Raw genomic sequence first — 20676 nt, 5'->3', positions numbered from 1 at the left:
GTTCCTGTGTCCTTGTCAGTCTTCGGCCAGACGCTTGATCTGTGCCGCCAGGTCTTTCTCGGGGATCTTCACTTCCACCAGCGCCGGCCGGTCGCCGATCGCCAGCAGTTTCGGCAGCAGCGCCTGCAGCTCGCCAACCGTCGTCACCTGGTAGCCAAGCGCGCCGTAGCCCTGGGCCAGGGCCCGGTAGTCGAGGCTCGGCAGGGTATCGAACGGGGCGAACTGGCCATCCGGGTCGAACGCCTTGATATCGACGAACGCTTGCTCGATGGCATACACCTGGTTGCTCATGACGAAGACGATGGCATTGACCTTGTTGCGCGCCAGCGCCGCCAGGGACTGGCTGACCATCATGAAGCCGCCGTCGCCGGCGACTACGACCGGCCGCCGCCCGCTGCCCAGCGCCACGCCCAGGGCGCAGCCGGTTTCGTGGCCGAGCGAGCCCCAGATGGCATCGGAGAGAAAGCCGTTGCGCGGCATGTCCTGGATATTGCTGGCCACGTACAGCGACGAGCTTTCACCGAGGATCAGCGTGCTGCTATCCCACAGCCGATGCTCCCTGGCGAAGTCCACCAGGCTGGCGAAGAAGCTCTGGTAACCGAGCGCGTCGCCGGGGCCGCCGGCGGCGAGCAGGGCCGGGTGGCGGGGCAGGAACACATCCTTGCGCGGGAAGCGCGGGTCCAGGTCGAAGGCCTTGAGCAGGCTGTCGACGTAGTCCGGCAGGCGCACGTTGGGGTAATACTCGGCGCCGGTGCGGGCCAGGTCGCAGTTGACCTGGATGATCTGCTCGAAGCGCTTGCCCAGCAGGTCCAGGTAGTCGTCGGTGAAAATCACCCCGATGGCCAGGATGCAGTCGGCATCCAGCACCTGGGGCGAGGTTTCCAGGCGCGAGGCCGGGCCGGCATAGGTGCCGATGAACGGCGCCTGGCTTTCGTCGAGAACGGTCTTGGCGTCGAGGGTGGTGCTGAACGGCAATTGGCAGCCATCGATCAGCCGTTGCACGGCGTCCTGCAGGCCATAGCGCATGACTTCCACGCCCAGCAGCACCAGCGGTTTCTTCGCTTCGGCCAGGCGCTCGACGCTGTTGTCCACCAGCAGCTTGAGCGCGTCCGGGTTGGAGGGCCGTGGCGCAGGGCTCAGGGTGCCTTGCGGCAGCGAGCACTCCAGGCCCCAGACATCTTTCCATGCCTCCAGGTACACCGGCTGGCGATGGGTGATGGCGGCGATCAGCGCGCTGTCGATTTGCCAGGGTGCCTGGCGCGCGTCGGAAATGATCTCGCAGGCCACGGTGACCTGTTCCAGCACGTTGCGGTCGGCCTCGAAGTTGCCGGTCGAATGGTGGAACAGCACATGCTGCTGGCGGGCCCGCTCGCGGTTCTGGGTGGACGGGCTGGCGGAAATCACCACCACCGGGGCGCGCTCGACGAAGGAACCGGCGATGGCGTTGACCGCGCTGAAGGTGCCCACGCCATATTGCAGGGAGACGGCGCCGATACCATGCACCCGGGCATAGCCGTCGGCGGCGTAGGCGGCGCCCATTTCATAGACTTCGCCCACCGCGTCGATGCCGTCGAAGGCTTCCAGGGCGTTCATGAAGTTGGACACGTAGTCCCCTGGCACCTGGAAGACCTTGGTCAGGCCCAGTTCCTTCAGGCGGGTCAGCAGGTAGTCGGCAACGGTGAAAGGTGCGCTGCTCATGCTTTGATCCCCGTGTAGGCGAACTCGGTAACTTCGGTCAGGGTCTTCTTGCAGTCGGTGCAGGCCAGGGCCGGCGGATTGTCGATATCCACCGGTGCCGGGGTGGGCAGCAACTGGTAGGCCTCGGGCAGCCAGGCCGGACGGGGCAGGCCGAAGAAGTCCTGCAGGGTGGATTCGGCGGTGGTCAGCGCGCCTTCGACCCAACCCTGGCCGTAGGAATAGGCTTCACCGACGATGTATACCTCCTGCTCCTGCACCGGATGGCGCATGCGCTGGATGATCAGGTCGAGACGGTAGTTGGCCTTCCATTCGTGCCAGCCGCCGCCGAACGGGTCGGCATCCCAGGCGTGGTAGACCGCCGAATAGGGCGCCGGCAGTTCGATCTGGTCGTGCAGCGAGGTGACCTGGCGCTGGGCGATGCGCACCATCTCTTCGCTGATCTGGTACTGCATCTTCGGCACCACTTCATTGGCATCGATGCGGCCCTGCAGGCTTTTCGGCTGGTAGCCCTCGAACGGCGCGCCGTCCTCCAGGCCCTTCCAGAACGGCACGGTGCCGATGTCGTTGTAGGAGGCCATCAGCAAGGAGTTGAGGGTTTTCTCGCCGCCGTCCTGCTCGCACTCGGTGCCCATGTAGTAGCACTGGCGGATCGGCAGGTCGGTGACCGAGCGCCCGGCCACCAGGCCCTGGCTGCGCCACCAGGGTTGCTCGTAGGCGAGGAACAGCTTGAAGGCCGACTGCACCAGTACCGAGTCGATGTTCTCCTTCAGCCACGGGTCGTCGAACAGTGGTGACTGGATCAGTTCCAGGGAGCGGCGCGGCAAGGCCAGGATCACCTGGCGGGCGTGGACGATTTCCTCGGCGCCGGGCACGTCGCTGGTCTTGCCGTCGACGGTGCGGGTGGCCTGGAAGTGCAGGCGGTAGGGGTACTCGGTGTCGTCGCTGAACTGCACCGAGGCCAGGCGGCGGTTCATGCGGATGCGCTGTTCGCCCGCGATCAACCCGCCCGGCACCTCGGCGAAGCGCTGGGCCAGGGTCAGGGGCAAGGCCTGGAAGCCTTTCTTGAGGGTCAGGAAGACGGTCTTGTCGCTGTATTCGGTGGCGGGCAACTGGGTTACCGCGCTGGCGTTGGCGACGTTGGCCTCGTAGCCGCCGGCGTCCTTCATGAACTGGTAGCCTTCGTTGCTCAGCACGCGGTAGAGCAGGTCCCAGAAGCCATAGCGCCAGATCTCCTTGCCGAACACCTTGACTTGCATCTGCTCGGCCAGGCTGAGCTTGTCGAAGCCCGGATAGATGTTGTGCATCACCTTGACCTGCAGGTCCTCGGGGCCGAAACCGCGTTCGGACCAGGCCAGCTTGTAGGGGATCTTCTCCGGGGCTTCGGTGAAGTCACGCAGGCGGAAGCGTTCGCCGCGCAGATAGAACAGGTTGTCCTTGGCACCGACCGGATCCTCTTCCGGCAGGTTGCTGCCCATGGGGAAGTTCTTGCTCTCCAGCTTGAGCTCGCCGACCAGCTTGTCGACCATCACGTGGCCGCCGGTATTGTCTTTGGTGGCCGGCATCCAGCGCATGCCGCCGACTTCGGCGACGACGTTGGGCAGGCCGGGCAGGTTGATACTGAAGAGACGCCCGCCGATGCGGTCGCTGTATTCGAACAACTGGATGCGTTGATGATCGCCTTGTGCTTCTTGCAGGCGCCAAGCGCTGTAGGTCCCTGATACGCCGCCGCCGATGATGGCGACATCCAATGGCTGGGTCTGGCTCATCGCAAATATCCCTATGTTGTTGTGGGCAAGGAATTCCGTGCGGGAGCCAGTATCGACGAGGTTTTCGTTAATGCCAATCTGCCATTACGGAAAATGTTGTCGGCATTGGCTGAAACGGTGAACCCCAATGAATCCGGGGGTTTCCCAGGCGTCGAAGGTATGTGCGCAAGGCAATTTGAAAGGCACCGCTCAAGCCCGCGCCCTCCCTCGTTATCGGGTCGGGCGAGGCTGGCGGTTGCGGCGGTTATCCGCGGCTGGCGGCGAGGGCCTGTTCAAGGTCGGCGATGATGTCGTCGCTGTGCTCGATGCCGATCGACAGGCGCACCATGTCGCGGGGCACTCCGGCTTTCTCCAGCTCTTCGTCGTTGAGCTGGCGGTGGGTGGTGGAGGCGGGGTGGCAGGCCAGGGACTTGGCGTCGCCGATGTTGACCAGGCGTACCACCAGCTTCAGGGCATCGATGAACCGCGCCCCGGCTTGCTGGCCGCCCTTGATGCCGAACGAGAGGATCGACGCCGGCTTGCCCTGGGTGTAGCGCCGGGCCAGTTCGTGCTCGGGGTGATCCGGCAGGCCGGCGTATTTGACCCAGGCCACCTGCTCGTGGGTTTGCAGGTAGCGGGCGACCTTGAGGGCATTCTCGGTATGCCGTTCCATGCGCAGCGCCAGGGTTTCCAGGCCTTGCAGGATCAGGAAGGCGTTGAACGGCGACAGCGCCGCGCCGGTGTTGCGCAGCGGCACCACCCGGCAACGGCCGATGAACGCGGCCGGGCCGAAGGCTTCGGTGTAGGTCACGCCGTGGTAGGACGGATCGGGGGTGTTGAGCAGGGCGAAGCGTTCCTTGTTCTCGGCCCAGGGGAACGTGCCCGAGTCGATGACGATGCCGCCGATGCTGGTGCCATGGCCGCCGATGTATTTGGTCAGCGAATGCACGACGATATCGGCGCCGTGTTCGAACGGCCGACAGAGGATCGGCGTGGCCACGGTGTTGTCGACGATCAGCGGCACGCCATGGCGGTGCGCGGCGTCGGCCAGGGCCTGCAGGTCGACGATATTGCCCGCCGGGTTGCCGATGGACTCGCAGAACACCGCCTTGGTGCGCTCGTCGATCAGGGCTTCGAGGGCGGCGATATCGTCGTGCGGGGCAAAGCGGGTCTGGATGCCGATGCGTGGCAGGGTATGGGCCAGCAGGTTATAGGTACCGCCATACAGCTTGGCGACGGAAACGATATTGTCGCCGACTTCGGCGATGGTCTGGATCGCATAGGTGATCGCCGCCATGCCCGAGGCCACCGCCAGCGCCCCGACCCCGCCCTCGAGCGCGGCCATGCGTCGTTCCAGCACATCGTTGGTGGGGTTCATGATCCGCGAATAGATATTGCCGGCAACCTTCAGGTCGAACAGGTCGGCGCCATGCTGGGTATCGTCGAAGGCGAAGGAGGTGGTCTGGTAGATCGGCACGGCCACCGCCCTGGTGGTCGGGTCCGGGCTGAAGCCCGCGTGGATGGCCAGGGTTTCCAGCTTCATGCAGTCGTTCCTTGAAAGGGTTGGAGAGGCGGAGCATGGGGCGGGGGCGAGCGGGTGGTCAATAGCCATAGTGGTTATAAGGAAATAGCCGGAGCACCGCGGAACCCCTGTGGGAGCTGGCTTGCCAGCGATGAGGCCGGCTGAGCAATGATGTTGTCAGGTCGAGCGCTATCGCTGGCAAGCCAGCTCCCACAGGGTCAGTGCCGAACACAAATCCTGCGGATGACTCAGCAACTTGTGGGAGCCGGCGTTGCCGGCGATGAGGCCGGCATGAGCAATGATGCTGTCAGGTCAGGCCCTATCGCTGGCAAGCCCCACAGGATTTTGTGTCGGCCATGGCGAATCCGGTAAGCTTGCTAACGATTTTTCCCCGCCTGGCTTGCCCTCACGGAATTCCCCGATGTCCCATACCCACACCCGAAATCGGGCCCTGCGCGTGCGCAGCGATGTCCTCGCCGGTCTGACCACGTCGTTCGCCCTGGTGCCGGAGTGCATCGCCTTCGCCCTGGTCGCGCACCTCAACCCGCTGATGGGCCTGTACGGCGCCTTCATCATCTGCACCCTGACGGCCTTGTTCGGCGGCCGCCCGGGAATGATTTCCGGCGCGGCCGGCTCCATGGCCGTGGTGATCGTCGCCCTGGTGGTGCAGCAGGGCGTGCAGTACCTGCTGGCCACGGTGCTGCTGGGCGGGCTGCTGATGATCCTGTTCGGCCTGCTGCGCCTGGGCAAGCTAGTGCGCCTGGTGCCGTATCCAGTGATGCTCGGCTTCGTCAACGGCCTGGCCATCGTGATCGCCATGGCCCAGCTGGAGCATTTCAAGAATGGCGAGCACTGGCTGCAGGGCCCGGCGTTGTGGCTGATGCTTGGCCTGGTGGGCCTGACCATGCTGGTGGTCCATGTCCTGCCGAAACTGACCCGCGCGGTGCCGCCGGCGCTGGTGGCGATCCTCGGTGTCGGCATGCTGGTCTGGCTGCTCGACCTGCCAACCCGCACCCTCGGCGACATGGCCCATATCGCCGGCGGCCTGCCGTCCCTGGCCCTGCCACAGGTGCCGTGGAACCTGGACACCCTGCGCATCATCGCCCCCTACGCGGTGCTGATGGCCCTGGTCGGCCTCCTGGAAACCCTGCTGACCCTCAACCTCACCGACGAAATCACCGAGAGCCGCGGCCACCCCGATCGCGAATGCGTGGCCCTCGGCGCGGCCAACATGGTGTCCGGGCTGTGTGGCGGCATGGGCGGCTGCGCGATGATCGGGCAGACCGTGATCAACCTCGGCTCCAACGGGCGCGGGCGCCTGTCCGGAGTCGTGGCGGGGGTGATGATCCTGCTGTTCGTGCTGTTCCTCTCGCCGTTGATCGAGGAGATCCCGCTGGCGGCGCTGGTCGGGGTGATGTTCGTGGTCGCCCAGCAGACCTTCGCCTGGGCCTCGCTGCGGGTGCTGCGCAAGGTGCCGGCCAGCGATGTCCTGGCCATCGTCGCGGTGACCGTGGTCACGGTGTTCACCGACCTGGCCACGGCGGTGCTGTTCGGCATCGTCATCGCCGCGATCAACTTCGCCTGGCAGCACGCCCGCGAGCTGTATGCCGACATCCATGACGAAGCGGACGGCAGCCGGCTGTACCGGGTGCATGGAACGTTGTTCTTCGCCTCGTCGACGCCGTTTCTCGACCAGTTCGACCCGGCCAACGATCCGGCGCAGGTAACGCTGGACTGCCGGCACCTGAGCTTCGTCGATTACTCGGCGATCGCGGCGCTGAAGACCTTGCGCGAGCGCTATGAGAAGGCGGGGAAGCACCTGCGGGTGGTGCATCTGTCGGAGCGTTGCAAGCAGTTGCTGAAGCGGGCGGGGGCGGAGCACTGATCATGTGTCGTTGCTGATGGCCTCATCGCTGGCAAGCCAGCTCCCACAGGGGGCGCGCCTGGCTCGCCAGCGATGAGGCCATCAGCCCGACGAAGCTATCCCTGCTTCTTGATGATCACATCGGCAATGCTCGCCGGCGCTTCCGCATACCGGGTGAATTCCATCGAATAGCTGGCCCGGCCCTGGGTCATCGAGCGCATTTCGGTGGAGTAGCCGAACATTTCGCCCAGCGGCACTTCGGCCCGTACCACCTTGCCCGCCGGGGTGTCCTCGCTGCCCTGGATCAGGCCGCGACGGCGGCTCAGGTCGCCCATGATGTCGCCCATGAATTCCTCGGGCGTCACCACTTCCACCTTCATCACCGGCTCCAGCAGCACCGCGCCGCCTTTTTGCGCCAGTTGCTTGGTGGCCATGGACGCGGCGATCTTGAACGCCATCTCGTTGGAGTCGACGTCGTGGTACGAACCGTCGAACACCGCGGCCTTGAGGCTGATCAGCGGATAGCCGGCCACCACGCCGTTCTGCATCTGTTCCTCGATGCCTTTCTGGATTGCCGGGATGTACTCGCGCGGCACCACGCCGCCGACGATCTCGTTGAGGAATTCCAGGCCTTCCTTGCCTTCGTCACCCGGCGCGAAGCGGATCCAGCAGTGGCCGTACTGGCCGCGCCCGCCGGATTGGCGGACGAACCTGCCTTCGATCTCGCAGGTGTTGCGGATCTTCTCGCGGTACGCCACCTGGGGTTTGCCGATATTGGCCTCGACCCCGAACTCGCGGCGCATGCGGTCGACGATGATGTCCAGGTGCAGTTCGCCCATGCCGGAGATGATGGTCTGCCCGGTTTCCTCGTCGGTCTTGACCCGGAACGACGGGTCTTCCTGGGCCAGCTTGCCGAGGGCGATGCCCATTTTTTCCTGGTCGGCCTTGGTCTTGGGCTCTACCGCCACCGAGATCACCGGGTCGGGGAAGTCCATGCGTTCGAGGATGATCGGCTTGTTGATATCGCACAGGGTGTCGCCGGTGGTCACGTCCTTCATGCCGATCAGCGCGGCAATGTCCCCGGCGCACACCGCCTTGATCTCGGCGCGCTGGTTGGCGTGCATCTGCACCATGCGGCCGACCCGTTCCTTCTTGCCCTTGACCGAATTGAGCACGGCATCGCCGGAACTGAGCACGCCGGAATAGACCCGGGCGAAAGTTAGGGTCCCGACAAAGGGATCGGTGGCGATCTTGAAGGCCAGGGCCGAGAACGGCTCATTGTCGTCGGCGTGGCGCTCCAGGTGCCGGTCCTCGTGGTCCGGGTCGGTGCCGTTGATCGCAGGGATTTCCGAGGGGGCGGGGAGGTAGTCGATCACGGCATCGAGCATCAGCGGCACGCCCTTGTTCTTGAACGACGAGCCGAGGATCGCCGGAACGATCTCGTTGGCCAGGGTGCGCTGGCGCAGGCCGGCCTTGATCTGCTCGTTGCTCAGTTCGATGCCGTCCAGATAGAGGGTCATGAATTCATCGTTGGCCTCGGCGGCGGCTTCGATCATATGCGCCCGCCATTCCCGGGCCTGCTCCAGCAGTTCGGCGGGGATGTCTTCCTCGCGGTAGCTGGTGCCCTGGTCGTCCTCGTTCCAGTAGATGGCCTTCATCTTTACCAGGTCGATCTGCCCGGCGAAGTGTTCCTCGGCGCCGATGGCCAGCTGGATCGGCACCGGGTGATGGCCGAGGCGCTGGTCGATCTGCTTGACCACGCGCAGGAAGTCGGCGCCCTGACGGTCCATCTTGTTCACGTAGGCCAGGCGCGGCACATGGTACTTGTTGGCCTGGCGCCATACCGTTTCGGACTGCGGCTCGACGCCATCGGCGCCGCTGAACACCACCACTGCGCCGTCGAGCACGCGCAGGGAGCGTTCCACTTCGATGGTGAAGTCCACGTGGCCGGGCGTGTCGATGATATTGAAGCGGTACTTGTCGGCGAACTGCTTGGTCGAGCCCTGCCAGAAGGCCGTGGTCGCCGCCGAGGTGATGGTGATGCCGCGTTCCTGTTCCTGGGCCATCCAGTCCATGGTCGCGGCGCCGTCGTGGACCTCGCCCATCTTGTGGTTGACCCCGGTGTAGAACAGGATGCGCTCGGTGGTGGTGGTCTTGCCGGCATCGACATGGGCGACGATGCCGATATTGCGGTACAGCTCGATGGGAGTGGTGCGCGCCATGAGGGGTCACCTGTGCTGCGTGGGGGTGGAGTGGTATTTCCACGGTAGCAGAGGCTAGGGGGATTGCCGGATCGCCGGACAGATGAACGGAGCGAGACGGATGTGGGGGTAGCTTGATCGCGAATGGGGGCGAAGAGGCCGCAAAACCTATATCCGCGTTATTCCTCAGGAACCGCGGACATGGGCTCCAGGAAGGCAGCTTTACGCTCCTCGTCAGCGGATCTATCAAAGTCTACAGCCGCGCTGGGCTTGGCGCGAGCTGCGCTTGTTCTGGGTGTTGACACAGTGCAGTACAGACACCTGGCGGTCAGCGCCGGGTCCAGGGTTGTATCTACCTGGATCGCCGGCCTGCTTGTCGAAGTGGTTTTCTCTCGTTGATTTCCTTGGGCAGTGGTGGCCAGTCCGCAGCCGTCGAGAGCGGCGGGACAGGCTTTCCAGGCAGTCCCGCTTCGCGGATGATGCGTGGCCAACGGGGCTCCCAGCATAGCAACAGCGATATCCAATGGCCTAAAGCGTGTACTGCCAACGCGGGAGAAGCCAGCGCTACAATGCAGCCGACCTGCCAACGCAACCTAGCGCGCCACAGCGGCTTGAAAAAGCTCAGCGATGCCATCACTGACAACCACGGCCATGGCGTCTTACCTAGCAATTCCCGAGGTGCAGGCACTGATTGGGGGCCTTCTTCCATGTAGCGGCGGATGAATTCCCACAGGTTGGTGATATCGCTGGTACCGTCAGCGCGCTTGCCTACGAAGACTACATGTAGGTGAGGAAGCTCGGGCATGGTAGGCCCCCAACTCAAAATGAGTTTTCGACCGATGTTGGCGTATTCCTCCTCACCTATGACGGCTTCGGCAGATACCTGATCCCAGTCGAAAATTGTAATGCCGCCAGCGAATCTAGGCCGGTGAAGATAGACTTGGCGCGTCATCCTGTTGAAGCGGATCAGCATGCGGCGTTGAACGAAATTCTCGAGCCTTATAAGAATTCTTGCATAACGAAGCACCACCCAGAACAGGCAGGAAACGAATGTGATTAGAAGCAGTCCGGTAATATAATCACCTATATTGGCGGGTCTTTTCGTGGAGTAGTACGCCCCAGTGATCCAAACCTCATTAAACGTCAAGGTGAAACTGGCGAAGCTGAAAAGAAAATATGCAATGGCCAATGTTGAATATGTAATAACACCGCGCCGCTCCTGTGACTCCCCGGCACTCAACTCAATATAGCAGTCATTGAATTCATATATCGAACCGTCGGCGCTTGGGGTTTCGCTTGCTTTACTCTGAGTTATGGATTTTTTGCTTTTTTGTAAACGGTCAGACGCCAGAATCTTTTCCAGTTTCTTTTGCCAGTTTTCACTTTCGCGATATGAGGTCTGGATATACCAGAGCATCCATTCGATCCAATACATTCAGTTTTTTACCTTGCTATCAGTGCTCGAGTGGACGCTGGAAGCGGATTCAGGAACAGATTGTTGCTCCGAGAGCTGTGCATCAGATTTCAATGTCTTTCGTGCACGCGGCTTTTTTATGTTCAGCTTTGCCTCGGGCAATGGTGGCCAGTCCGCGGCCGTCGAGAGCGGTGGAACAGGCTTTTCAGGTAAGCCAGCTTCACGAATGATGCGCGGCCAACGGGGCTCCCAGCACAGCAGCAGTGATATCCAGTGACCTAGGGCATGTAATGCCAATGCGGGAGAAGCAAGCGCCACAATGCAGGCGACCTGCCAACGAAGGCCTGTACGCCACAACGGCCTGAAAAAGCTCAAGGACGCCATTACCGACAGCCAAGGCCATGGAGCCTTGCCCAGAAGCTTCTTGGGTGCAGGTACTAACTGTGGGCCTTCCTCCATGTAACGACGAATGAATTCCCACAGATTGGTGATATCGCTGGTACCGTCGGCGCGCTTACCTACAAACACTACATGAAGGTGGGGAAGGTCGGGCATTGAAGGTCCCCAACTCAGAATGAGCTTTCGGCCAATGTTGGCCGATTCTTCCTCACCTACGACAGCCTCGGCAGATATCTGCTCCCAGTTGAAAACGGTAACCCCTCCAGCGAATTTTGGTCGATGCAAATAGACTTGGCGCGTAATTCGGTTGAAGCGAATCAGCATGCGGCGTTGAGAAAAATTTTCCAGGCGTATGAAAAAACCTACATACCTAACTAAAAAATAAAATAGCAAAGCTGTCAGAAGGGCAACAAAAACCGCTGAAGCATAGTAACCCCCACTTGCAGGAATGGTTAAAGAATGATGAGTGCCAGTGAACCAGACCATATTTAGCATTGGCGCTATGCTCGCAGCCTTGTAGCCACAGCAAATAATCGCAATCGAGATATATGTAATTAGTCCGCGACGCTCTTGTGACTCTCCTGCCTGAAGCTCAATATATTTTTCATTGAATTCATATATTGATCCTTCTGCAGTCGGGGTTTCACTAACTCGGCCTAGGGTTTCGGAAGTCCTACCTTTGTTTTTATCTATTTTTTTGGCAGCGAGAATCTTCTTCAGTTTTTCTTGCCACTGCTCGATTTCACGTGGTGAGGTCTGGATATACCAGAGCATCCATTCTATCCAATACATTCAGACCACCGCCTCCAGCGCTTCATACAGTTTTTGCAGTTCTGTTTCTTGGTCTTGGAAGGGTTTAAAAAAACCGTCCGATGTCCGCTCCTTGAGGCAGCTGTGCCAGCACCACTGCTCCATATCATCTGGTGAGAGGTAGATAATTGCCAGGCTGATGCCTAGGGTAACTAAGCTACCAATGCCTATTAAACGTAGCATAATGCCCCTGAGTCCGGCCCCGGCGAGTCCTTCTACTGCCGAGATCATTTGCAATTGACTTTTCTGCCCAAATATCAAACGCAACAAAGGGGCGGTATAAGAAATTGACACCAATCCACCAAGAACTGATACGCCCAGCGACAAGGCACTTCTTAAAAAGTAAGCACCACCCAATACCCGGAAGTCATTTTCAAATGATTTCTTTCCGTCGATGAAATCAACATAAGCAAGCATGCCCCCACCCACGGTTGCCAAGCTCCCTCCCACCAACCGCAACCCGCCCAGCGCAACAGCAGTTCCCCGCGCCACAACTCCCCTAGATCCAAACCGGTCAGCAACCGACTGTACACCGAGCGCAGCCAGTTCGATCCCGGCTGCCGAAGTAATCAGAAATGCCGCCTGATATTCCAGATACTCCTTTTCCCCTCCTTCCCTGTTCGAAGCTTTGACGCCGAGAATCACGCCTTCGATGATTGCCAGCAGAAGGCCGCCCCTCAGGCGGCGAAAGTCTCCACCCGCTCCGTTCTGAAACTCGCGCATGATGGAGTCACGCACCCGGTTGATTTGGGAGTTCACCTGACCTGCCACCCGATTGACATTGGCCACCTGGCCAGCAGCCGCTAATTCACTCATCCGCAAACGGGTCGTCACCTCGCCCAGCCCGGCATGAACGAAGGCCAGCATTGGGCCCAACAGACGACGGTCCAGTGCGTTGGCCGGCAGGAGGGACAGCAGGTGCTGATGAAGGAAGGCAAAAGGCGTCAGCGACATGGCGAGCCGCTGCGGATCGAACCAGCGATGGCTACCAACGTCCACTGCCAGCTGTGTCACCGCGTCCGCCTTGATCATTAGATCGACGACCTTCTGGAACCAGCCACTGGCATTTCCTAGTTCAGCACCGAGGTTGTCGACGGTCAGTTCGCTGGCTTCGACCTTCGCCGTGGCAAACGCCTCCTTCACTCTCTCTTCGATTTCGACCTGGTTACGAGTCAAGGCCCGCCAGGCCAGATTTCGCTTGGCAATGTTGGTGTCCCTCCACCAGGAACCCAGCTTTGCCGAACCACTGCTGCAGCCGTTCATGCCGATCAGGCAAAGGGTCATCTGACTCGAGAACGCGTGTCCCCAGATGGGTTGTTGGCGATCATAGAGATCCAGAGCCTGTTCCAGCATCTCGCTGTCCAGCCAGGCAAGGTGGTCTGCTTCGCGCTTGCCCATTTCTTGCTGAGCGCGAAGATCGCGCCTCGCGAATTCGACCTGGATGTCGTCCTTGGCCTTCCAGTCGAGCATGGCTTCGTACTTGTCGAAGACCCTGAACTTCTCCAGCTCGGCCTGGTGCGTCACGAGTTCAGGATCATGGTGGTCCCCCCTTTCGGCTGGCCCGCCAAAGCGAGTACCGAAGCGGGTCGCGTTCATCATTTCGTACCTCTTTTCGTCCCTGATCTTGCGCTCTGCCGCTTCGACAGCATTCTGGACGTACCCCAACTGCATGGCGGTTTTAACGTCATCCAAAGCCTCGGCCACCATGTACTTGCGCTCATTGCTGATGCCATCCGCATCTACTGCTTTGAGCCAGGGCAAGTTCATTTCGATGGCGTCATTGCGCCACGCGTTCAGTTCCTGAACGATGCCAATGGGATCATCGAGAACTACGGCAACACCTCTTCCATCCATCAACTTTTCGAGGGCATTGCGGTAGATAGAGTCCATGTCCCTGGGCAGCTCGCCTGGGGCGAGTGCGCTACGGAAAGGAGGAAATGCCTGTTTTTCCAACAGGGCCCGGGAAGCAGCATTGTTGGAGGCCAGAAACTCCGCAACGGTGCTATCCACCAGCGAAGGCGTGATGACGTCGTCGAAAACGCCACAGCTGTTGGCCAATATCCGAAGGTCAAACCTCTGCAGGCGATCACGGTAGCGGCTGGTTTTCAAATAGCGCTCCAGCATGTCGGGGCTGAGCGGGTCCGGCGTGAACAGCAGGCGTGCTTCATCCACGTCTTCTGGGTCCCCCACGGTCAGGGTCCAAGTTCCCAACGCAGAAATACCGCCGACCGGTGTTCCGGGTTCGTACGTCAAAACGGGTTGCAGAAGGCCAGTGTCATGTGCGCGGTAAGTACCTTCGCAGACGTAGTTCCGGCCTATGCGCTTGACGAATACATAGACGTAGCCTTCACGAATACTGCGCACGGCATAGCGACTGTGACTGAGGGGAGTTACCAGGCGCCGACCCAGGTGAGCGGGAAGTGCTGGAGCCAGCTGCTCGACGGCGACCTGCTCCAATCCGGAGACCACGCCATAACGCAACGGAAGAATGGTGAACGTGCGCTTGCAACTGACGCACGGGCTGGGGAGCTCATCGCTTAGCGTTTCATTCGAGGCCCGACGACTGATAGCGAGTAGCTCGCTGAGGGAACGGGTGGGTTTCGACATGGGAGCTCTCTTCTGTGGGACTTTTCGATACAGGGTGGGCAGTACTTGGGGCGCAAAAGATTGGCCGACCAATTCGGACCATGAGCAACCATGGCTCTAGCCCGATGTTCGGCTTAGCGTTCAGAGGCAATGAGGTAGAAGGTCTCGGAAAGGCCTTCGGTCAGGCGGAACTCGACGACCTCGAACTCATCGGGGCCGGCGGAGAAGGTGAAGCGCAGATCGGATTGGGCGGACATGCGGAATCGCCATGGAAAGAATTTCCAGGCGATCCTGCATGTCATTCAGTAGCCGATATATAGGAAAACTCCCAAGCAGCCGCTTGAAATGTCTGAACTTCCAAGCACCGGAAAGCAGCTCAAGTACGAAGTGTGTCAAGAGCCGATGGACGACTCCAGACCACCGCCGACGAAGCCCAGGCGCACGCGCCCGTGCGGATCGGCGAGGGTTTTCACATTAGGCTCCCCGCAGTTGCCGGGCGAAGTGATCGACCGCCAGCACATAGCCGTGGGTGCCGAAACCGGCCAGCACCGATTGCGCCACCAGCGATACATAGGAGTGATGGCGGAAGGCTTCGCGGCGATGCACGTTGGAGATATGCACCTCGATCACCGGCACTTCGGCGGCGATCAGGGCATCGTGGATGGCCACCGAGGTGTGGGTCCAGGCACCCGGGTTGATGACGATGCCGTCGACCCGGCCACGGGCCTGGTGGATCCAGTCGATCATCTGGCCTTCATGGTTGGTCTGCTGGAATTCGATGGCCAGGTCGTGCCGGGCACCGGCGGCGCGGCACAGGGCTTCGACATCGGCGAGGGTCTCGCGGCCATACACTTCGGGCTGGCGCAGGCCGAGCATGTTGAGGTTGGGGCCGTTGAGGACGAGTACGGTTTTCATGGGCAAAAGGTTCCTTGGTCAGGCGTTGCTGCGCAGGGACTGGGCCCGTTGCGCGTCGTAGGTGGTCTTGTCGAGGGCCACGGCGTCGGGCTTGCCGAGCTGGTCCAGCGGGGTGCGGTAGGTTTCCGGGGCGCTCCAGGCGGCGATCGCCGAAATGGCGGTGACCACGCAGGTGATCGCGCCGATCAGCAGTGGCACGTTGTCCGAACCCGGCGGGGCCACGGCGGTGAACAGCGCCGGCAGCAGGGCGGTGATCATGTAGCCGATGTTCTGGGACACGGCCATCGCCGAGACCCGGTAGTGGGTCTGGAACTGCTCGGGGAAGAAGCTCGGGAAGATCGCGTTGTAGCCCTGGTAGATCGTGCCCCACATCAGCAGCGAGGCGGCGAAGGCCAACGGTACGCTATGGATGCTGATGGCGTACAGGTAGAGGAACGACATCAGGCCGCAGCCGATCGCCGCGCCGATGACCAGCGGGCGCCGGCCGATAAGGTCGGACAGGTTGCCGACGAAGGGGATGACCAGCACCGCGACGATGTTGCCCACCACCGGGATCCACAGGTACACGCTCTTGTCGAAACCGATGCCATAGGCCGGTTGTACCGCGTACGCGGCGCCGAAGATGGTGGTGACCACCGGGATCACGTTCATCAGCGACACGCCGAATACCACCAGCATGCCGTGCCAGCTGTACTTGAAGGCTTCGCCGATCGGCGAGCGGGTGCGGGCGACCTTTTCGACCTTGTGCACGAAGGCCTCCGGTTCCTTGACCTCGCGACGGATGATGAAGGCGGCGATCAGTACCACGGCGCTGAGCAGGAAGGGAATGCGCCAGCCCCAACTGTTGAAGGCGTCTTCCGGCATGAAGTAGGCCAGGGGCAGGAAGATCGCTGCCGCCAGCACCTGGCCGGCCTGCACGCCTTGCAGGGTGAAGCTGGCGAAGAAGCCGCGGCGTCCCGGTGGCGCGTGTTCGAGGATCATCGAGCTGGCCCCGGCGATTTCGCCGGCCACGGCGAAGCCCTGGATCAGGCGCAGCACCACCAGCAGGGCCGGGGCCCAGTAGCCGATCTGGTTGAAGGTTGGCAGCAGGCCGACGGCGAAGGTGGCGATGCCCATCAGGAACATGCACAGCAGCAGCACGTTCTTGCGCCCGCGGGTGTCGCCCCAGTGGCCGAGCACGAAGGCGCCGACCGGGCGGGCCAGGTAGCCGACGCCGTAGGTGGCCAGGGAGGCGATGATCGCCAGTTTCGGGTCGCCGGCGGGGAAGAAGATCTGCGGGAAGATCAGCGCAGCGGCCTGGGCGTAGATGAAGAAATCGTAGTATTCGAGGGCGGAACCGACCCAGCCGCTGGCGGTAGCCTTGCGGGTCTGCCGGTTGTTGTCGTGTGTGGCCATGGTGTTCACTCTTGTTGTTTTTATGGTGTTCTTGGGGGCCTCATCGCTGGCAAGCCAGCTCCCACAGGTCCAGACCCTGTGGGAGCTGGCTTGCCAGCGATGAGGCCCGAAAGGTCTCTACAACTGTTCGGTCGAAACGATCTGCCCGGTCCGCGCCGCCTCGCTGATCGCATCGACGATCTGCAGGTTGCGCAGGCCGTCGCGCACACTTACCAGCGGCTCGGCCTCACCGCGGATCACCTGGCAGAAATGCGCCAGTTGACGCGCTAGCGGATCGGCTTCCTGCAACTGCGCCACCGCCGTCTCGAACGGCTTCCACCACGAGCGATCCTCGCGTTTAGCGTAATACTTCAGGCGCATGGTCGGGATCGACAGCGAACCCTGGGTGCCGGCCAGCACGTAGCAGTCTTCGTCGGCATAACTCGGGTAGTCATGGTTTTCCCGCGCGGTCTGCTCCCAACTGCGGGAACAGGCGGCGGTATCGGAAAGCATGAAGGTGCCCAGCGCGCCACTGGCGAAGCGCAGGCTGATGGACACCGTGTCCTCCACGGCGAAACCACGGGTGGCGCTGGACGCCTGGGCCTGTACCGCGACGATCTCGCCGCACAGCGAACGCAGGTTGCCGATTTCATGGATCATGTTGATCAGCACCGGTCCGCCACCGGCCTCGCGGCGCCAGGGGGCGGCGTCGAAGTAGTCGTCGGGCTTGTAGAACAGCGCGCTGCCCATCACCGCCACCAGGTTGCCCAGCACGCCCTCGGCGATCACCTCCCGGGCCTTTTCCAGGATCGCGCTATGGGCACGGTGATGGCCGACCAGCAACCTGGCCCCGGCCTGTTCGGCAATGGCCAGCAGGCGCTTGCCTTCGTCCAGGGTGTGGGCGACCGGTTTCTCGATCAGCGCCGGCACGCCACGGGCGACGCAGGCGAGGGCGCCTTCGACATGCAGCTGGTTGGGCGTGGCGAGAATCACGCCATCGGGTCGTTCGCTGGCGAGCAGGCTGTCGAGATCGGCGAACAGCGGCACGCCGAGACATTCGGCATAGGCGGCGGTAGCCGGCAGCGGATCGACGATGGCGGCCAGTTCGCACTCGCTGCTGGCCTGGATCAGTTCGATATGGCGGCGGCCGATCAGCCCGGCGCCGGCCACGGCAATGCGGATCTTCTTCATGGGTCTCTCTTGTTCTTTTTAAATCCTGCTTCAAGGCAAGGCAGGTTATGTGAGAGCCTAAATAAAAAGTCCCAGGAGATAATCGGGCGCAATGAAGAATCAGAATGTGCTCACAGCGAATAATGAACCCTTGCTGCGTGACCTTCAGCTGTTCTGCGAAGTGGCCCGGCGCTCGAGCTTCATCGCCGCCGCCAGCGAGACCGGCCTGTCGCCGGCGCATGTGAGCAAGCGCATCGCCACGCTCGAGGAACAGCTCGGGGTCAAGCTGTTCAACCGCACCACGCGGCGGGTGAACATCACCAGCGATGGCGAGGCCGCCTTCGTCTGGGCGCAGAAGATCCTCGAAGACGTGGGGGCGATGGTGGATGCGCTGTCCGGCGGCCAGCGCGAGCCGCAGGGGACATTGCGGCTGTGCACCAGCCTGCGCCTGGGCCGGGAACACATTGCGCCGATTCTCTCGCTACTGCGCCGCCAGTATCCGGCGCTGGAGGTGTGGGTCGAACTGCTGGACCGCCGGGTCGACCTGATCGCCGACAATTTCGACATCGATATTCGCGTCGGCGAGGTTCAGGAAAAGCACCTGATTGCCCACCGCATCGCCGAAAGCACCCGGGTGCTGGCGGCGGCCCCGGAGTATCTGGAGCAGCGCGGGATGCCCAAGGTGGCGGCGGACCTGGCCCAGCACGACTGCCTGCTGTTTCGCAGCCGCGACGACCGTTTCGGGGTGTGGCGCCTGGTCGGCCCCAACGGCGCGGAAACGGTCAAGGTCACCGGGCCCATGGCGTCCAATCACAGCGATATCGTGCGCCAGTGGGCCCACGACGGGCACGGCATCATCATGGCCTCGCGCTGGGATATCGCCGGCAGCCTGGAGAGTGGCGCGCTGGTCCAGGTGCTGCCGGCCTGGTACCAGCCGGCCGATATCTGGGCGGTGACGGCGGTACGCTCGTCCAGCTCGGCCAAGGTACGGGCCTGCGTGGCGTTCCTGCGTGAACAGCTGGCCAGCGGGCCCTATGCCTTGACGAAAGAGGATTAAGCCCAGCCGCTGTTGCGCTTGCGGCTGCGGGTCAGCGCCGGGAGGATCAGCCCGGCGAGCAGGCCCGCCCCGGCGATGCCGCCGCCGTAGACCATATAGCGCATCATCACCTGCTTGTTCTCGTCGCCAAGACGGGCCTGGGTATCACGCAGCTGCGACTGGGCCTGGGTGAGCTCCTCGCTGAGGGACTGGTTGCGTGCCTGGAGCTCGTCCACCAGTTGCTTGCGCGAGTCCATGGTTTCCTGCATGCCCTGGACGCGGTTCTTCCAGCTGTCATCGATGATTTTCAGTTCCTGCTCGAGCTGGGCGACCCGCTCGGTCAGTTGCGGCAGGCGCTCGGCCTGGCCTGGCACGCTTTGCAGATCGCTGCTGGCAATCCACACGGTATCGCCGGACTCGCCACGGACCTGGCTGTAGTTGCCCTGGCTGCCGAGCAGCTTGACCTTCTGCCCGGACTTGAGAGTGCCGACCAGCCGGTGGCCGTCGGTGGGGCCGCTGCGTACGTAGGTGCTGAGGCTGTCGCTGACCCAGCGGTCGTCGCTGGCAGGTTCTTCGGCATGGGCGAGGGTGTTAAGCAGCAGGCCGGCGAACACTGCGGGAAGCACGGCGGAGCGTGCGCGGAGAGGGCGAAGCAGGCGCATGGTTATCTTCCCCGAGAAGAAAAAATGAAAACCGCCGACCGGCATGCCTGCCGCCAGCGCAACGAAAAAAGGGGATAACCGATGGACGTCCCCGGGGCTTGTCAGTCAGGGAGTGCCGCGACAAGCCACCGCGAGAAGACAGTTTTTATCGCGTCAGGTTCACTGGTCGGCCTGCCATTGGGCGAACCGTTGGTCGAGGCGCGGCGCGAGCAGGTCGTAGTGTTCCCAACTGGCACCGGGCTCGTCGATGCCGACGATGCCGAGCAACTGGGTCAGGTCGTCGGGCAGGGACGGGGCCTTGCGGCCAAGGTAGTGGGCAGCGAAGGCATTGCCCTGGCGGTTGAGGTCTTCGTCCACCAGCAGGCTGTCGCAGCACAACTGGAAGAAGCGGGCGGGGGTCAGCAGGCGTTCGGCGAGGGCCTGGATCTCGGCGTCGTAGTCGGCCTTGAAGTCGCGGCTGAGCAGGTCGCGGTTGGCGCTCCAGGCCAGGAACAGCCCGGTGTAGGGGGCGTGGCGTGGGGAACCGTCATCGGCATAATGCCAGCTGGCATCTTGAGCAATCATCGCAGCAGTCCTTGTTCTGATGTGGGGCCTTGCTGGGCGCCTAGCTTACTCCTTCCTGGCATGGCGGGTAGCCATATGAGACTTAATGACGCATCGGCGTTTGCAGCGTTAACATCTGAACTTTCCAACAAAAACAAATCTGGAAACAAATGAACAACCCAGCACCCTCCCTCCAGGACCTGGCAGCGCCGGACGGCGTCTGCTATGGCTGCGGCTCGGCCCACCCGAGCGGCCTGCATCTGAAAAGCCATTGGGCCGATGATGGCGTCCATGTGGTCTGCACCCATTCTCCCGACAGCACCTTCTGCGGCTGGCCCGGCCTGGTCTATGGCGGGCTGCTGGCCATGCTGGTGGACTGCCACTCGAACTGGACGGCGATGGCGTATAACTACCGCGCCCAAGGGCGTGAGCCGGGGTCGTTGCCGCGCATCGACTGCGTCACCGGGCACCTGGGGCTGACCTACCTGAAGCCGACGCCGATGGGCGTGGAGCTGACCTTGAAGGCCCGGGTCGAAGGCGAGCCGGGACGCAAGACCCGGGTGATCTGCGAGGTGTGGGCGGGGGATGTACTGACGGTGACGGCGGACTCAGTGTTCGTGCAGGTGGATACGGAGCGGTTGAAGCAGAAGGCGCATGGACACGATTGATGGTCGAGCTTGAGGGCCCTATCGCCGGCAACGCCGGCTCCCACAAGGTTCTGCGGAGCATGCGATACC

General features: G+C 62.1%; 16 protein-coding genes. 3 read left to right on the top strand and 13 right to left on the bottom strand.

All coding sequences use genetic code 11. From position 1 onward, the window contains the following. Positions 1–15 precede the first annotated feature (15 nt). The 3 genes from ACKLLE_RS02535 to ACKLLE_RS02525 all read right to left on the bottom strand — a co-directional run bounded on the left by ACKLLE_RS02535 (position 16) and on the right by ACKLLE_RS02525 (position 4986). Positions 16–1698, bottom strand: coding sequence for an alpha-keto acid decarboxylase family protein (locus ACKLLE_RS02535; protein WP_420056689.1), 1683 nt, complete (start codon positions 1696–1698; stop codon positions 16–18). Next, a complete protein-coding gene (locus tag ACKLLE_RS02530) occupies positions 1695–3464 on the bottom strand; it encodes a flavin monoamine oxidase family protein (protein ID WP_420056688.1) in 1770 nt (589 codons plus the stop codon). Before ACKLLE_RS02530 ends, ACKLLE_RS02535 begins: the two co-directional genes overlap by 4 nt. A 244-nt stretch (positions 3465–3708) precedes the next feature. After that, the gene (locus ACKLLE_RS02525) at positions 3709–4986 is read right to left on the bottom strand and encodes a bifunctional O-acetylhomoserine aminocarboxypropyltransferase/cysteine synthase (protein ID WP_420056687.1); all 1278 of its coding nucleotides are present in this window, start codon (positions 4984–4986) and stop codon (positions 3709–3711) included. Positions 4987–5386: 400 nt separating this feature from the next. Between ACKLLE_RS02525 and ACKLLE_RS02520 the strand changes: the two genes are divergently transcribed. Next, complete coding sequence (locus ACKLLE_RS02520) at positions 5387–6850, top strand: SulP family inorganic anion transporter (protein WP_420056686.1); 1464 nt, start codon at positions 5387–5389, stop codon at positions 6848–6850. A 95-nt stretch (positions 6851–6945) separates the two neighbouring features. Here ACKLLE_RS02520 and fusA read toward each other — a convergent pair whose 3' ends face one another. The 8 genes from fusA to ACKLLE_RS02480 all read right to left on the bottom strand — a co-directional run bounded on the left by fusA (position 6946) and on the right by ACKLLE_RS02480 (position 17719). Next, entirely contained in the window at positions 6946–9051 is a 2106-nt protein-coding gene (fusA, locus tag ACKLLE_RS02515; protein WP_009394274.1) for an elongation factor G, read from the bottom strand. Positions 9052–9382: 331 nt separating this feature from the next. Then, positions 9383–10465 (bottom strand): DUF6708 domain-containing protein, encoded by a 1083-nt coding sequence (locus tag ACKLLE_RS02510; RefSeq protein ID WP_420056685.1) that lies wholly within the window; start codon positions 10463–10465, stop codon positions 9383–9385. Beyond that, positions 10466–11635, bottom strand: coding sequence for a DUF6708 domain-containing protein (locus tag ACKLLE_RS02505; RefSeq protein WP_420056684.1), 1170 nt, complete (start codon positions 11633–11635; stop codon positions 10466–10468). It abuts the gene before it with no gap. Beyond that, a complete protein-coding gene (locus ACKLLE_RS02500) occupies positions 11636–14260 on the bottom strand; it encodes a T6SS effector BTH_I2691 family protein (protein ID WP_420056683.1) in 2625 nt (874 codons plus the stop codon). Positions 14261–14373: 113 nt separating this feature from the next. After that, the gene (locus tag ACKLLE_RS02495; protein WP_420056682.1) at positions 14374–14496 is read right to left on the bottom strand and encodes a hypothetical protein; all 123 of its coding nucleotides are present in this window, start codon (positions 14494–14496) and stop codon (positions 14374–14376) included. 217 nt (positions 14497–14713) lie between these two features. Further along, on the bottom strand, positions 14714–15154 hold the full coding sequence (gene aroQ, locus ACKLLE_RS02490; protein WP_420056681.1) for a type II 3-dehydroquinate dehydratase: 441 nt from the start codon (positions 15152–15154) through the stop codon (positions 14714–14716). 18 nt (positions 15155–15172) lie between these two features. Continuing rightward, entirely contained in the window at positions 15173–16549 is a 1377-nt protein-coding gene (locus tag ACKLLE_RS02485) for an MFS transporter (RefSeq protein WP_420056680.1), read from the bottom strand. A gap of 117 nt (positions 16550–16666) precedes the next feature. Continuing rightward, a complete protein-coding gene (locus tag ACKLLE_RS02480) occupies positions 16667–17719 on the bottom strand; it encodes a Gfo/Idh/MocA family protein (RefSeq protein WP_420056679.1) in 1053 nt (350 codons plus the stop codon). A gap of 91 nt (positions 17720–17810) precedes the next feature. Between ACKLLE_RS02480 and ACKLLE_RS02475 the strand changes: the two genes are divergently transcribed. Next, a complete protein-coding gene (locus ACKLLE_RS02475) occupies positions 17811–18755 on the top strand; it encodes a LysR family transcriptional regulator (protein ID WP_064304460.1) in 945 nt (314 codons plus the stop codon). On the opposite strand, the gene ACKLLE_RS02470 is transcribed toward ACKLLE_RS02475, so the two are convergent. Both ACKLLE_RS02470 and ACKLLE_RS02465 read right to left on the bottom strand, forming a co-directional pair. Continuing rightward, positions 18752–19396, bottom strand: coding sequence for a TIGR04211 family SH3 domain-containing protein (locus tag ACKLLE_RS02470; RefSeq protein WP_420056678.1), 645 nt, complete (start codon positions 19394–19396; stop codon positions 18752–18754). The two genes, ACKLLE_RS02475 and ACKLLE_RS02470, sit on opposite strands and share 4 nt — an antisense overlap. A 159-nt stretch (positions 19397–19555) precedes the next feature. Further along, a complete protein-coding gene (locus tag ACKLLE_RS02465; RefSeq protein ID WP_420056677.1) occupies positions 19556–19960 on the bottom strand; it encodes a DUF7832 domain-containing protein in 405 nt (134 codons plus the stop codon). 149 nt (positions 19961–20109) lie between these two features. On the opposite strand from ACKLLE_RS02465, the gene ACKLLE_RS02460 reads away from it, so the two are divergent. Then, complete coding sequence (locus tag ACKLLE_RS02460) at positions 20110–20607, top strand: PaaI family thioesterase (RefSeq protein ID WP_420056676.1); 498 nt, start codon at positions 20110–20112, stop codon at positions 20605–20607. Positions 20608–20676: the final 69 nt, after the last annotated feature.

The organism is Pseudomonas bharatica, assembly GCF_048586865.1.
GTDB classification, from domain to species: domain Bacteria; phylum Pseudomonadota; class Gammaproteobacteria; order Pseudomonadales; family Pseudomonadaceae; genus Aquipseudomonas; species Aquipseudomonas bharatica.
The sequence above is the reverse complement of the archived record's forward strand: the minus strand, read 5'-3'. Positions and strand labels throughout refer to the sequence as shown.